We start from the raw sequence: 14281 nt of genomic DNA, 5'->3' as shown, positions 1-14281 counted from the left end.
ACTGCGGTACGAACCGCTAAACCGGCTTGATTTCAATCGTGCGCCGCCGCGCCATGCGCTCGGCGGCGCGCGTCCTGTCCTTCACGTCCCCCGCCAACTGGCCGCAGGCCGCGTCGATGTCGTCGCCCCGCGTCTTGCGCACCGTGGTGACGATGCCCGCCTCACTGAGCAGCCTGGCGAACTCGGCCACCCGTTGCAGCGGGGAGCGCAACAGGCCCGACGCCGGGAAAGGGTTGAAAGGGATCAGATTGAACTTGCACCAGGCCTTGCCCTGGGCATGGCTGCGCACAAGCCGGATCAACTGATGGGCATGCTCGGGCTGGTCGTTGACTCCGTCGAGCATGCAGTATTCAAAGGTGATGAAGTCCCGCGGCGCATGGTCCAGGTAGCGAATGCAGGCCTGGAGCAATTCTTCCAGCGGGTACTTGCGGTTGAGCGGCACCAGGTGGTCGCGCAACGCATCATTGGGCGCGTGCAGTGACACCGCCAGGGCCACCGGACAGTCGAGCGCCAGCCGGTCCATCATCGGTACCACGCCCGAGGTGGAAACGGTCACGCGGCGGCGCGACAAGCCATAGCCGTGGTCGTCCAGCATTACCCGCAAGGCCGGCACCAGGGCACCGTAGTTCTGCAGCGGCTCACCCATGCCCATCATGACGACGTTGGAGATCACGCGCTCGCTGCCACCCAGGCGCTGGCGCAGGTGGTGCTCGGCATACCACAGCTGGGCCAGGATCTCGCCGGTGGTGAGGTTGCGGCTAAAGCCCTGGTGCCCGGTCGAGCAAAAACGGCAGCCCACGGCGCAGCCGGCCTGGGAGGACACGCACAGCGTACCCCGGTCGTCTTCGGGAATGAAAACGGCTTCGACGGCATTGCCGCCGCCGACGTCGAAAAGCCACTTGACCGTGCCATCCGCCGAGGCCTGCTCCGTCAGTACGGGCAGGCCGGTGATGCAGGCGCGATCCTTGAGTTTCTCGCGCAACGACTTGGCCAGATCGCTCATCTGGCCGAAATCGTGCGCGCCACGCTGGTGAATCCAGCGGAACAGCTGCGTGGCACGAAAACGCTTCTCCCCCAGCCCCTCGCAAAAGGCGGCCAGTCCGTCGAGATCGAAGTCGAGGAGATTGGTCGTCATGCCCTGTCATGCGCCCGTGCCACATGGCACGGGAAACATGCTCAACGCGAGTAGATGTTCAGGCCGGGGAAGAAGAAGGCCACTTCCACGGCAGCCGTTTCCGCCGCGTCGGAGCCGTGCACGGCATTGGCGTCGATGCTGTCGGCGAAATCGGCGCGGATCGTGCCGGGCTCAGCCTTCTTGGGGTCGGTGGCGCCCATCAGCTCGCGGTTCTTCAGGATGGCGTTCTCGCCTTCCAAAGCCTGCACCATCACCGGGCCGGAGATCATGAAGTCCACCAGGTCCTTGAAGAAAGGACGCTCCTTGTGCACGCCATAGAACTGCTCGGCCTCCAGGCGCGACAGGTGCACCATGCGGGCCGCCACGACCTTCAGGCCGGCGGCCTCGAAGCGTGCGTAGATCTGGCCGATCACATTCTTGGCGACAGCGTCAGGCTTGATGATGGAGAGGGTACGTTCGATAGCCATTTTCAATTTCCTATGAGTTTCGGTTTTTTTGCCCGATAGACAAAACCTTCAATTCTAACGGGCCCACGGTTCCCGGCCCGCCAGCCCGGGCATGCCGGATCAGCGCCCGCCCCTGCGGGGGGCGTTGCGTTTCTGCCCCTGCCGCTGGCGTGAAAGGCTGTCGGCCCCGATGTATCCCAGCGAAGTCTTCATGGGATCGGGCTGCGCGCCACCGCCCGGACCCCGGCCACGCTGCGGCGCATTCTGCGAAGCGCCCTGCGCCTTGCGCGCGCCCGCTGCCCCGCCTGGGCCGCGCGGAGCGGCTCCCGCACGCCGGCCGCGGCCGGCACCCTGCCCCTGCGCTGCGCGTGGCCGCTCCTGCATGCCCGCCGCCGCCATGAGCGCGCGGATGTCCTGCTCGTCCAGCTCCATCCACGCACCGCGCTTGAGGCCGCGCGGCAGCAGCATGGCGCCGTAGCGGATGCGGATGAGCCGGCTCACCGCATGGCCCACGGCCTCGAAGAGACGGCGCACTTCCCGGTTGCGCCCCTCGGAGATGGTGACGCGGTACCAGCGGTTGGCGCCCTCGCCGCCGCCGTCCTCGATGGAGCCGAACGCGGCCGGGCCATCGTCGAGCTGCACGCCATCGAGCAGCGTCTGGCGCTCCTCATCGCTCAAGGCGCCGAGCACGCGCACCGCGTACTCACGCTCCAGGCCGAAGCGCGGGTGCATCAGCTTGTTGGCCAGATCGCCCGAACTGGTGAACAGCAGCAGGCCTTCGGTATTCAGGTCCAGCCGCCCCACCGACTGCCATTTGCCCTGCACCAGGCGTGGCAGCCTGCGGAACACCGTGGGGCGGTTCTGCGGGTCGTCGTGCGTCACCACCTCGCCCACCGGCTTGTGGTAAGCGATCACGCGCACGGGCGGCGGCTCGATGCGGAAACGGATCGGCTTGCCGTTGACCTTGACCTGGTCGCCATACTGCACGCGCTGCCCGACATGGGCGGGCTCGTTGTTCACCGAGATGCGTCCTTCCAGGATCATCTGCTCCATCTCGATGCGCGAGCCCAGCCCGGCCTGGGCCAGCACCTTGTGCAGCTTCGGCGTCTCGGGCTGCGGCAAAAGCACCCGCTTGGGCACGGGCACATCGGCCCGCCCTTCGTCCTCATCGAAGGCGCCAGAAACCACGTCGGCAAACTGGTAGCCATCGGGCACAGCCGCAGCGGCGGGCCGGGGCGCCTTCTTGCGCGGCGCCTGCCGCGCATCCGCCTTGGCAGGCCCGGTTGGCGCGTCCGTTTCTACAGCGTCGGTGGGGGTGTTGTCATTCATGGCTGAGTTGCTGCGCCACCCTCGGCGGCACCCTGTTCGTTCAAAGAAGTTTCAAAAAGCTCGCCCGCCAAAGGCTCTCCCTCGGGCGCGCCAAGCGCTTGCAGCGCCCCGGCCTGCGCGCGCGTGTCTTCCAGCATGGGCAGCTGGTTGAGCGACTGCAGCCCCAGGTCATCGAGGAATTGGCGGGTGGTGGCGAACAGCGCAGGCCGCCCCACCGTCTCGCGGTGGCCGATCACTTCCACCCAACCGCGGTCTTCCAGTTGCTTGATGATGAGACTGTTCACCGTCACGCCGCGAATGTCCTCGATGTCGCCCCGCGTCACCGGCTGGCGGTAAGCGATGATGGCCAGCGTCTCCAGCGTGGCGCGCGTATAGCGCGGCGGCTTTTCGGGATGCAGCCGGTCAAGGTACTCGCGCATCTCGGGCCTGCTCTGGAAACGCCAGCCACTGGCCACGCACACCAGCTCCACTCCCTTCTGCATCCAGTCCTGCCGCAACTCCTGCAAAAGCGCCTTGATGCTGTCTGCACCGAGCATGTCGTTGAACAGCATGCGCAGGTCACGCACGCTCACGGGCTGCGGGGCGCAGATCAACGCGGTCTCAAGGATCCTCTTGGCATCCACCGAGTTCATGGTTCAGAGGTTTCCGGGCAAACGGCGCCTTGCACAGGCAGTGCGGCGCCAGCAATCAAAAAGAAGGATTCGGTACGTCAGCACTCGGCGAAACGGCGATGCGGTGCTGGAAGCCAGGTCACAGGCGAGGAGGGTTTGGCGGTACGCGTCAAGCCGCTGGATCGGGATTGTAGCCCAGGCCCCATTGCAGCAAGGCCTGCTGCATGTCCCCGGGCAACGGCGCATGGAACTCCAGCGGCTGCCCCGTCACGGGATGGACGAAAGCTAGGCGGTAGGCGTGCAGCGCCTGGCGCGCCATGCCCGCCGCCACGCCGCCGCCATACAGCGCATCCGCCACGAGGGGGTGGCCCATGGAGGCCATGTGCACGCGGATCTGGTGCGTGCGTCCGGTGTGCAGCGTGCAGCGCACGAAACACCCCAGATCGCTCCCCGCCAGACACTCGAAATCGGTGCGCGCCGGCTTGCCCGCATGCTGCGCCAGATCGACGACCGCCATGCGCAGGCGATTGCGCGGATCGCGCCCCACCGCCGCATCGACCGTGCGCAGGCTGCCCCCCTGCCAGGCGCGATGCCCCAGCGCCAGGTACTGGCGGCTGACCTGGCGCTGTGCGATCAAGCGCACCAAGGCGTCCATCGTGGCACGTTCACGCGCCACCACCATCAGGCCACTGGTGTCCTTGTCCAGCCGGTGCACGATACCCGCGCGCGGCAGGAGCATGGCTTTCGGATCACGCCCCATGAGGCCATTGAGCAGCGTGCCGCTCCAGTGGCCTGGCGCCGGATGCACCACCAGGCCCGCCGGTTTGTTGACGACCAGCAGGTGGGCATCCTCGAACACCACCGGCACCGGCACGGCCTCGGGCTTGAACGCCTGGCTTTGCTGCGTGGGCCGGATCTCCACCACCAGGGCATCGCCCGCCTTGACCTTGTGCGCGGGCTTGCACGACGCCGCGCCATTGAGACACACCAGCCCCTGCGCCAGCAACTGCTGCAAATAGCTGCGGGACAGCTCCGGCACCAGCTCGGCCAGCGCCTTGTCCAGGCGCCCCCCATGCTGGCCGGCACCGACGGACAGGCTGCGAACCTCGGCCTCGGAGGACTCGGGCCCCTGCTCTTCTTCCCCCGGCTCTTGCCAGCCAGGGGGCAGGGCCGCAGCCATCTCCACGCCGCTCAACGGGACGGCAGGTAGCGCGACGGATCGACCGGCTTGCCCTGGCGGCGGATCTCGAAGTGGAGCTTCACGCGGTCGGCGTCGGTGCTGCCCATTTCGGCGATTTTCTGGCCCTTGCGCACGGACTGGTCTTCCTTGACCAGCAGCGTCTGGTTATGCGCATAGGCGGTCAGGTAGGTGTTGTTGTGCTTGAGGATGACCAGGTTGCCATAGCCGCGCAGCCCGGCACCCGCGTACACCACGCGGCCATCCGCCGCGGCCAGCACCGGGTCGCCGGCCTTGCCGCCAATGTCGTAGCCCTTGTTGCGCGCTTCGTCGAAGCCCGCGAGCAGGCTGCCGGCCGCCGGCCAGATGAAGCCCAGGCCGTCATCCCCTGCGGCGGCAGGTGCCGGCGCGGGCACTGCGGCCGGAGCCGACGCAGCCGTGCTGGGAGCCACGCTGGACGACGATACCGGGCGCGTCACGACACCGGAATCCCCCGTGACCGCAGGCGCCACGGGAGCAGCCGCCACCGCGGAGCCTGGCGGAACAACGCGCAAAACCTGCCCCACCTCGATCAGGTTCGGGTTTTCCAGGTTGTTCCAGCGCGCGATGTCCTTCCAGGACTGGCCGTTTTCCAGGCCGATACGGATCAGCGTATCCCCGGGCCTGACGCTGTAGTAGCCGGGCTTGCCCGCATTCTCAGCCCCGGGCAGCGGCTTCGGGGCCTCGACCACGGTGCCCGGCGTGGCGGACGGCACCGCGCCCGCCGACGTTCCCCGATCCTCCACAGGGGCCCTGTTGAGCGAAGTCCCGCAACCGGCCATCAGCAACCCGGCCAACACCACAGCCCCCCAACCCACAAGACCACGCGATACCAACATAAGCAATCCTTTTCAGGCAACTCCCGATTTTAAAGGGACAAAATGCACGGCCTCGAGCACGCTCTCCTTGAAGCCCTGCTCCGTCTTGTCGACCACCAGCAGGGCCTGCTGCCCGCCACCAAGGGCCATCGGCGCAACCAGACGCCCGCCAACGGCCAACTGGCCATACCAGGCGCCAGGCACGGCCTCGCCGCCCGCCGCCGCGATGATCGCGGCATAGGGCGCCCCTGGCCCATAGCCCGCCATGCCATCGCCAAAGATCAGATGCACATTCGCCAGGCGCAGGGGGCGCAGGTTGGCGCGCGCGCGCTCGTGCAGGCCGCGCAGCCGCTCCATCGAATACACCTCCCGGGCGATGCGCCCCAGGACTGCCGCCTGGTAGCCGCACCCCGTACCGATCTCCAGCACACGCCCCAGGCCAGCCGCGGCACAAGGCGCTCCCAGGAGCAGTTGCAGCATGCGCGCCACCACACTGGGCTTGGAGATCGTCTGCCCCAGCCCGATGGGCAGGCTGGTGTCCTCGTACGCCTGGTTCACCAGGGCGCTGTCGACGAAGCGATGGCGCTCCACATCGCGCAGGGCCTGCAGCACGGCGGGCGCCGTGATGCCGCCCGCCGCCAGCCGCTGCACCATGCGCGCGCGCACGGCGGCGGAGTCCAGGCCCACGCCCTGGGGCGCGGGCGCCGGGGGCCGCAGCGCCACCGGCTGGCCCGCGGGACGCGGCGCTGCGGCAGGCGCCGCCGAGGGCAGGCGCGCAGGAAAACCCGGGCGGCGCGGCTGCATCACGCGGTTGCCGCACCGGCGGCCAGGCGCGCCGCCGTCTGCGCCCAGTAGGCCAGATGGTCGTGGTCGGTCAGGTCCACCTTCAGCGGCGTCATGGCCACATGGCCCTGGGCCGTGGCATGGAAGTCGGTGCCCTCTGCGGCGTCCTTGGCAGCGCCCGCCCCGCCAATCCAGTACATCACCTCGCCGCGCGGGCTCTCCTGCGTGATCACGCGCTCTGCCGCATGGCGGCGCCCCAGGCGGCACAGCTTCAAGGGCCGCAGTGCTTCATGCGGCATATTGGGAATGTTCACATTGAGCAACCAGGGAGACTCGCCCACCAGCCGCTGCGACTGCATCTGCTGCACGATCTCGCGCGCCTTGCGTGCGGCGGACTCCAGCTCGCCCCAGCCCTTGTCCACCTGCGAGAAGGCGATCGACGGAATGCCGAACAGATAGCCTTCCATGGCAGCGCCCACGGTGCCGGAATAGATGGTGTCGTCACCCATGTTGGCGCCGTTGTTGATGCCGGAGACCACCAGGTCGGGCCGGTAGCCCAGCAGCCCCGTGAGGGCGATGTGCACGCAGTCGGCCGGCGTGCCGTTCACGTAGCGAAAGCCGTTGGCGGCGCGGTGCACGTACAGCGGCGAATGCAGCGTGAGTGCGTTGGACTTGGCGCTGTTGTTGTGCTCGGGCGCCACCACCTCGACATCGGCGATGGTGCGCAGCGCCTCGTACAGCGCGGCGATGCCGGGTGCCTGGTAGCCGTCATCGTTGGAAATGAGGATCTTCATGGTCGCAAAACGGATTGCGCCGATTGTAGGGTCGCGCCAGGGACAATGCCGGGCGGGTTGCCCTCCTTATCATGCGGCCCGATTTCACGCGACCCCCATTCTCAACAAAGGAGACTCCTGATGCACGCTTGGCTTTGCACCACACCGACCGGCGTAGACGCCCTGGCCTGGACCGAACTGCCGACGCCCGAACCCAAGGCGGGCGAGGTGCTCATCGAAATCAAGGCCGCCAGCCTGAACTTTCCCGACCTGCTGATCGTGCAGAACCAGTACCAGATCAAGCCACCCCTGCCCTTCGTGCCGGGGGCCGAGTACGCCGGCGTGGTGCGCGCCGTGGGCGAAGGCGTGAACCACCTGCAGCCCGGGCAGAACGTCGCCTGCCTCTCCGGCACCGGCGGCTTCGGCACGCACACGATCGCGCAGGCCGCCCTGTGCATGCCCCTGCCGCCCGGGTTCGCGCTCGAGGATGCCGCCGCCTTCATCATGACCTACGCCACGTCGCACCACGCGCTGATCGACCGCGGCCAACTGCAGCCGGGCGAGACCGTGCTGGTGCTCGGCGCGGCCGGCGGCGTCGGCACGGCGGCCATCCAGATCGCCAAGGCGCGCGGCGCGCGCGTCATCGCCGCGGCGAGCAGCGACGACAAATGCGCGCTGTGCCAGTCGCTGGGCGCCGATGCGACCATCAACTACAGCCGCGACAACCTGCGCGATGCCATCAAGGCTGCCACCGGCGGCAAGGGCCCGGACGTGGTCTACGACCCGGTCGGTGGTGATTTCGCCGAACCCGCGCTGCGCTCCATCGCCTGGCGCGGGCGCTACCTGGTGGTGGGCTTCGCCTCGGGCCCGATCCCGGCGCTGCCCCTGAACCTGCCCCTGCTCAAGGGCGCATCCATCGTGGGCGTGTTCTGGGGCGAGTTCGCCAAGCGCGAGCCCCAGGCCAACGCGGCGATGATGGCCGAGCTGGCCCGCTGGTACGGCGAGGGCAAGGTCAAGCCCGTGCTCGACCGCACCCTGCCGATGTCCGCGCTGCGCGAAGCCTTCGCCCTCATGGGTTCGCGCGCCGTCAAGGGCAAGCTCGTCCTCGTCAACGCGTAAAGGCTGGCAGGCCTCCTGCCAAGGCCCGGCATCTGGTCAATGCCGGGCGCCTCTGTCAAACTTCGGGCGTCCTGGCGTAGATTTGCACATGGCAGACCGAAATTCATCCGACATCGCGCGCGAAACACTCCGGCAACTGGCCCTGCGCAGGCTGGCCCCCACACCCGACAACTACCAGGCCGTCTACGCGGAAATCGAAGGCGGGCCAACGCACGCGCCCTTCCCCGAGGCACCGCTGCGCGCCATCCTGCGCGTGCTGCCGGGCCAGACGCCGGCGCAGATCCGCCTGCTCGAGCAACTGGGCGCGGCCATCAACCGCAAGGACTGGCAGGCCCTGCAAAGCGTCATGGTGGGCTATGCCAACCTGGGGCTGCACGCCGCCGGCCCGGCCCTGAAGGAGCCCGCCCCCGAACCGCTCGCCGTGCTGCCCGAAGACCTGGCCGAGCAGCTCGCGCGCCTGATGGACAACATCCTCAATTCACTTAGCGAAGACGACGCCCGCGTGCACGACATGGCGGTGCAACTGGTCGAGATGCTGCGCGAAGGCGCGGCGCCATCGTCCACGCTGGTGCTGCTGCTGAACAACTTCACCTACCGCCTGTCGTTCGCCACCGAGGAGCAAGGCGCCATACGCCTGGGCCTGCTGGCGCTGCTGCGCCTGGTGTTCGAGAACATCTCCGCCCTCAGTCCCAACGACGACTGGCTGCGCGGCCAGGCCGAGGCGCTGATGGCCGCCGCCACCCCGCCGCTGACGCTGCGCCGCCTCGACGACGTGCAGCGCCGCCTCAAGGACGTCATCTACAAGCAGACCGAGGCGCGCGCCCGCAGCGCCGAGGCCGAGGAGCAGATGAAGGAGCTGCTGGCCACCTTCATCGAGCGCCTGGCCAAGATCAGTTCCTCCAGCGACCGCTACCACGGCACCATGGAGCGCTGCGCCGAGCTGATCGGCCGCGCCGCGCGCCTGGAAGACATCACGCCCGTGCTGCAGGAAGTCATGAGCGCCACGCGCGCCATGGCGCTGGACAGCCGCGTGGCCCACGACGAGCTGCAGGCGCTGCGCCAGCGCACCGAGGAAAAGCACGCCGAAATCGCCAAGCTGCAGGACGAACTCGACCGCGCCAGCGCCCTGGCACGCCACGACCCGCTGACCGGCACCCTCAACCGCAAGGGCCTGGACGAGGTCATGGAACGCGAGATCGCACGCTCGCGGCGCAACGGCGCCCCCCTGTGCGTGGCCCTGCTGGACGTGGACAACTTCAAGTCCATCAACGACCGCCTGGGCCACGACACGGGCGACGCCGCCCTCGTGCACCTGGCCGACGTCGCGCGCTCGGCCCTGCGGCCGCAGGACATGCTGGCGCGCTACGGCGGCGAGGAATTCGTGGTCGTGCTGCCCGAAACCGGCCAGGCCCAGGGGATCGAGGCCATGACGCGGCTGCAGCGCGAACTGACGACCCGGTTCTTCCTGCAGAACAACGAGAAGATCCTCATCACCTTCAGCGCTGGCGTCGCCCAGCTCGGCGCCGAGGAGGGCAGCACCGAAGCGCTGCGCCGCGCCGACCAGGGCATGTACCTGGCCAAGCGCGCCGGCAAGAACCGCGTCGTCGCCGCATGAGCCCCCTGCGGCGCGCCCTGCTGCGGCGCGCCGCCCTGGCCGCGCTGGCCACCCGGGTGCCGCGCTGAGCCTGGAGCCAGGAGACCCTGCGCCACGACCCGTTCGCCCTCGGCGTCGCCAGCGGCGACCCCGCGCCCGACGGCGTGGTGCTCTGGACCCGCCTCGTGCCCGCCGAGCCTGGCGCGGCCCTGGCCCCGCTCACGGTGCACTGGGAACTGGCCGACGACGCGGGCTTTCGCCACATCGTGCAGCGCGGCCAGGCCCAGGCGCTGCCCGAATGGGGCCACAGCGTGCACGTGGAGCTGCAGGGCCTGGCGCCCGGCCGCTGGTACCACTACCGCATCCAGTGCGGCGACGCCGTGAGCGCCACGGGCCGCACGCGCACCGCACCCGCGCCGCAGGACCTGCCCGCGCGGCTGCGCCTGGTCTTCGCCTCGTGCCAGCGCTGGGAGCACGGCCACTACGCCGCCTGGCGCCATGCGGTGCACGACGCGCCGGACCTCGTGCTCTTCCTGGGCGACTACATCTACGAATACGCCAGCCCCCGCGACACCACGGGCCTGGCCCGCGTGCACACACTGCGCGCCGCGCGCACCCTGGCCGACTACCGCGACCGCTACGCGCTGCACAAGAGCGACCCGCTGCTGCAGGCCGCACACGCCGCCTGCCCGTGGAGCGTCACCTGGGACGACCACGAGGTGCAGAACGACTACGCCGGCGCCCTCGGCCGCGACGGCGGCACGCCGGCCTTCCAGGCCATGCGCCTGGCCGGCTGGCAGGCCTTCTACGAGAACATGCCCCTGCGCGCGGCGAGCCTGGCGCGCGGCGTGGACGCGCTGCAGGTGTACCGCAGCCTGTCCTGGGGGCGCCTGGCGCGCATCCACCTGCTCGACACGCGCCAATTCCGCGACTGGCAGGCCTGCCGCAAGGACGGCAGCAGCGGCGCAGGCGGCGTGCGCCCCGGAGACTGCGCGGCCTGGAGCGACCCGCGGCGCACGCTGCTGGGCGCCGCGCAGGAGCACTGGCTCGACGCACGCCTGGCCGGGCACTCCGCCGAAGACGCGCCACGCTGGAGCGTGATCGCGCAGCAAACGCTGTTCGCGCCGCGCCACTACCCCTCGGGCGTGCGCAGCATCGACAGCTGGGACGGCTACCCCGCCGCGCGCGAGCGCCTGCTGCAGTCGCTGCAGCGCCACCCGCAGCGCAACGCCGTGTTCCTGGGCGGCGACATCCACCAGAACTACGTGTGCAACGTGCTCGCCGAACCGGACCGGGCGGACGCTGCGGTGCTCGCCAGCGAGTTCTGCGGCACGTCCATCACCTCGCGCTCAGGCACCACGCAGGCCAAGGTGGACGCCATTGCCCAGCACAACCCCCACGTGCTGCTCGCGCGCTGCGACCTGCGCGGCTATGGCCTGGCCGACGTAACGCCCACGCGCTGGACCACCACGCTGCGCGTGCTCGACGACCCGCTGCGCGCCGACAGCGGCGCCACCAGCCTGGCACGCTTCGTGGTGGAAGACGGCCAGCCCGGGCCGCAGCGCGCCTGAGTTCGCTCCTCTTTCAATAGCTTCCAGCGCTTACTCCATAAGGGTTTTAGCCTGATTTCTCTCAAAAAAACGGCATCGCGGCCTGCGCCATCCCCCCCCAGGCTGAACAGCCCCAGCAAACCCGCCAGCAACGCCAGCGCCCATGCACCCAGGGTAGGAATGGCCTGTGCGCCGGCGGGCGCAGCAGCCAGCAGCGCCACGCCGCCCGGGTCCACGATCACGCTGTTCTCCATCCGGTCGTCATCGCCCGCCCCGCCATCCTGCAAGGTCAGCGTCACGGTGCTGCCGCTGATGGCCGCACCGGGGAAGGGGTACCAGTGCGGCTGCGGGCCGTCCGCCGTCTTGCCGTACTTGTAATAGACCGCGCCCTGCGGCAGGGCCTGCGGATAGGTCAGCACCACCGTGGCCTGGCTGCCCTGCTCCAGACGCAGGCGCACCACGCCATGCGGCAGCGTCACGCCCGCAGGCAGCGCGGCACCCACGCTGGCGGCGGTCTGCATGCCAGCGACCGCCACCTGCCAGCCAGCGCCCGCCTGCAGCGCCAGCCCCAGGGGCTTTTGCGCCTGCGGCCCTTCGGGCAGGGCCAGCGTTGTCTGCTGCGCGAACAGGGCGGCCGAAGCCTTTTCTTCCGTCAGGCCGCCCAGGATGCAATGGGCGCCCTGGCCCGCACAGGCGCCCGTCCAGCCCGCGAACTGGTAGCCCGCGCTGGCCGTGGCGGTACAGGTGGCGCTGCCGCCATGCGCCACCGGGCTGGGTGCGCAACTCGCCATGCCGCCCGCCACCGGGCTGGCCGTGGCCGTGACGGCGTAGGCATGGAGCGCGAACAGCGCCACCGAAGCCTGCGCGGCCTGGACATGGCCCAGGGTGCAAGCGGCGCCCTGGCCCGCGCAAGCGCCGCTCCAGCCCGTGAACTGGTAGCCCGCGCTGGCCGTCGCGGTACAGGTGGCGCTGCCGCCGTGCGCCACCGCGCTGGGCGTGCAACTCGCCGTGCCGCCCGCCACCGGGCTGGCCGTGGCCGTGACGGCGCAGGCATGGGGTACGAACAACGCCACCGACGCCTGCGCCGCCCGGACATTGCCCTGGGTGCAAGCGGCGCCCTGGCCCGCGCAAGCGCCCGTCCAGCCCGTGAACTGGTAGCCCATGGCAGGCGTGGCGGTGCAGGCAGCGCTGCCGCCGAACGGCACCGGGTCGGGCGTGCAACTGGCCGCGCCGCCTGCCGCCGGGCTGGCCGCGCAGCACGGCCAGCGTGCTCAGGCCGTTGGCGGAGACGGCCACGGCGAGGTCGTCGCGCCCGTCGCCGTCCAGGTCGGCCACGCGCGGCGGGGCCACCATGCCGCTGATGCCCGCCACGCCCAGGCTGCCATCCCACGGGGTGCCGAAGCCGCCCTGCGGCAAGCCGGGCAGCACGCGCACGGCGCCCTGGTCGCTGATGAGCGCCAGGTCGGCATGGCCGTCGCCGTCGAAGTCGCCCGCCGCCACGAAGCGCAGGCCGGGCAGGCTGCCCGCCACCTGCGGCGGGGCAAAGCGGCCGTCGCCCAGGCTGTGCAGCAGCACGGCGTTGCTGCCGCTGCGTGCTGCCACATCGTCGCGGCCATCGCCGTCCATGTCGTGCGCCACCAGGGGTTCGTAGTAGCCATCGACGATGGCCGGGTGTGCCAGCATGTGCCCGGCGCCCAGGTTCAGCGCCAGCCGCGCCTCGCCGCCAATGGGCGCCAGCACGTCCGTCCAGCCCTGGCCCAGGTAGCCGCCGGGTGCCAGGGCCGCGGGGATGACCACGCCCAGCGGCAGCCATTGCACGGGGCCGAAGCCACCGCCGTCCTGCGCGGTCAGCAGGGCCAGCTCGGGGCGCGGGGCCTCCAGTGCCAGCAGATCGGGGCGGCCGTCGCCGTCCATGTCCTGCGCGGCCAGGGCGCGCACGGTGCCTCCGGCCAGTTGCAGGTTTTGCGCCGCGGCGAACTGCGCCGGGTGGTCGCCCAGCGCTTGCACGGGCGCCGCGCGGGTGATGGTCAGCATGTAGCTGCGCTGCACCGTGCCGTCGCTGGACGTGACCTGCACCGGCACGCTGTTGGCACCCGGCGCCAGCGCCACGGCGGCGGCGTGGCCGCTGCGCAGCGCCCGGCCGGCGACGCGCACGCTGGCGTCGGGGTCGGCCAGCGCCACGCCCACGCCCACGCGCAGCGTCGTCACCACGTAGGGCACGGTGGCGCTGTAGGCCGTTGCGCCTGGGTCGAACGCGGGGGTCAAGCTGCCATCGGACAGCGACAGCCCGGCCAGCGCCGCGTTGCCCTGGCCGCGCAGCACGTCGAGCGTGTAGCTGCGGTTCAGTTGCCCGTCGCTGCTGGTGATCTGGAGAGTGAAGGCGTTGTGCCCCGGCGCCAGCGCCAGCGGGGCCGATGCGTCGCCCGGCAGCACGGGCGCGCCGCCGTTGATGCGCACGGTGGCCGTGGCGTCCTCAGCCGTGGGCGTCAGCGTGATGCTGTCCGCCCCGCTGGCCGCGCGCGCTGTAGGCCGCGATGTCCGGATGCACGGGCGGCCACGGCGTGCCGCTGGACAGCGCCAGCCCCGCCAGCCTGGCGCTTTGCGTCGCTGGCGCGCGCACCACGCACAGGGTGTAGCCGAACTGCGCCACCCCGTCCTGCGCCGTGGCCTGCACAGCGATGGTGTTGAGCCCCGGCGCCAGCGCCACGGCCACGCCGCCGCTGCCCGACGGCGTGCCATTGACCGTGGCCGTGCCGCCAAAGCCCGGCGTGGGCGTGACGGTGATGCTGCCCACCGTGCTGCCCACCTGGGCGTTGTACAGCGCCACGGCGGGGTCGAAGGCGGGCGCCAGCCTGCGGAGACGAAGCGCTCCGCCTCCAGCACCAGCGTGCTGCTGCCAAAGGGCAG

Annotated in this window: 11 protein-coding genes and 1 pseudogene; 3 read left to right on the top strand and 9 right to left on the bottom strand. The window is 70.3% G+C overall.

Annotation, left to right across the window (positions count from 1 at the left end; all coding sequences use genetic code 11):
• Nucleotides 1-16: 16 nt before the first annotated feature.
• From rlmN to surE, 8 genes are all read right to left on the bottom strand, one after another.
• Nucleotides 17-1135 carry a 23S rRNA (adenine(2503)-C(2))-methyltransferase RlmN gene (gene rlmN, locus YS110_21875; GenBank protein UJB67221.1) on the bottom strand — a complete coding sequence of 373 codons (1119 nt, stop codon included), beginning with the start codon at nt 1133-1135 and terminating at the stop codon, nt 17-19.
• A 41-nt stretch (nt 1136-1176) separates the two neighbouring features.
• The gene (gene ndk / locus YS110_21870) at nt 1177-1602 is read right to left on the bottom strand and encodes a nucleoside-diphosphate kinase (protein UJB67220.1); all 426 of its coding nucleotides are present in this window, start codon (nt 1600-1602) and stop codon (nt 1177-1179) included.
• Nucleotides 1603-1701: 99 nt separating this feature from the next.
• A complete protein-coding gene (locus tag YS110_21865; GenBank protein UJB67219.1) occupies nt 1702-2910 on the bottom strand; it encodes a pseudouridine synthase in 1209 nt (402 codons plus the stop codon).
• Nucleotides 2907-3542, bottom strand: a complete 636-nt coding sequence (scpB, locus tag YS110_21860; GenBank protein ID UJB67218.1) for an SMC-Scp complex subunit ScpB — start codon at nt 3540-3542, stop codon at nt 2907-2909. The genes YS110_21865 and scpB overlap by 4 nt, the downstream gene beginning before the upstream one ends.
• A 148-nt stretch (nt 3543-3690) precedes the next feature.
• Nucleotides 3691-4701, bottom strand: coding sequence for an RluA family pseudouridine synthase (locus tag YS110_21855; GenBank protein UJB67217.1), 1011 nt, complete (start codon nt 4699-4701; stop codon nt 3691-3693).
• Nucleotides 4702-4712: 11 nt separating this feature from the next.
• Nucleotides 4713-5576, bottom strand: coding sequence for a peptidoglycan DD-metalloendopeptidase family protein (locus YS110_21850; protein ID UJB67216.1), 864 nt, complete (start codon nt 5574-5576; stop codon nt 4713-4715).
• A 12-nt stretch (nt 5577-5588) separates the two neighbouring features.
• Entirely contained in the window at nt 5589-6359 is a 771-nt protein-coding gene (locus YS110_21845; GenBank protein UJB67215.1) for a protein-L-isoaspartate(D-aspartate) O-methyltransferase, read from the bottom strand.
• Nucleotides 6359-7132, bottom strand: a complete 774-nt coding sequence (gene surE / locus YS110_21840; GenBank protein ID UJB67214.1) for a 5'/3'-nucleotidase SurE — start codon at nt 7130-7132, stop codon at nt 6359-6361. Before surE ends, YS110_21845 begins: the two co-directional genes overlap by 1 nt.
• Nucleotides 7133-7252: 120 nt before the next feature.
• Between surE and YS110_21835 the strand changes: the two genes are divergently transcribed.
• From YS110_21835 to YS110_21825, 3 genes and pseudogenes are all read left to right on the top strand, one after another.
• A complete protein-coding gene (locus YS110_21835; protein ID UJB67213.1) occupies nt 7253-8230 on the top strand; it encodes an NADPH:quinone oxidoreductase family protein in 978 nt (325 codons plus the stop codon).
• An 88-nt stretch (nt 8231-8318) separates the two neighbouring features.
• Nucleotides 8319-9845 carry a diguanylate cyclase gene (locus tag YS110_21830; GenBank protein ID UJB67212.1) on the top strand — a complete coding sequence of 509 codons (1527 nt, stop codon included), beginning with the start codon at nt 8319-8321 and terminating at the stop codon, nt 9843-9845.
• Nucleotides 9842-11395, top strand: a pseudogene (locus tag YS110_21825) (alkaline phosphatase D family protein). The gene YS110_21830 and the pseudogene YS110_21825 overlap by 4 nt, the downstream one beginning before the upstream one ends.
• Nucleotides 11396-11635: 240 nt before the next feature.
• Here YS110_21825 and YS110_21820 read toward each other — a convergent pair.
• Nucleotides 11636-14113: a cadherin-like beta sandwich domain-containing protein gene (locus tag YS110_21820; GenBank protein ID UJB67211.1), complete on the bottom strand. Its 2478-nt coding sequence runs from the start codon at nt 14111-14113 to the stop codon at nt 11636-11638.
• Nucleotides 14114-14281: the final 168 nt, after the last annotated feature.

Origin of the sequence: Acidovorax sp. YS12, assembly GCA_021496925.1 — a bacterium.
In the GTDB taxonomy this organism is placed as follows: Bacteria; Pseudomonadota; Gammaproteobacteria; order Burkholderiales; family Burkholderiaceae_C; genus Paenacidovorax.
This window is presented reverse-complemented; position numbering and strand designations above follow the sequence as displayed.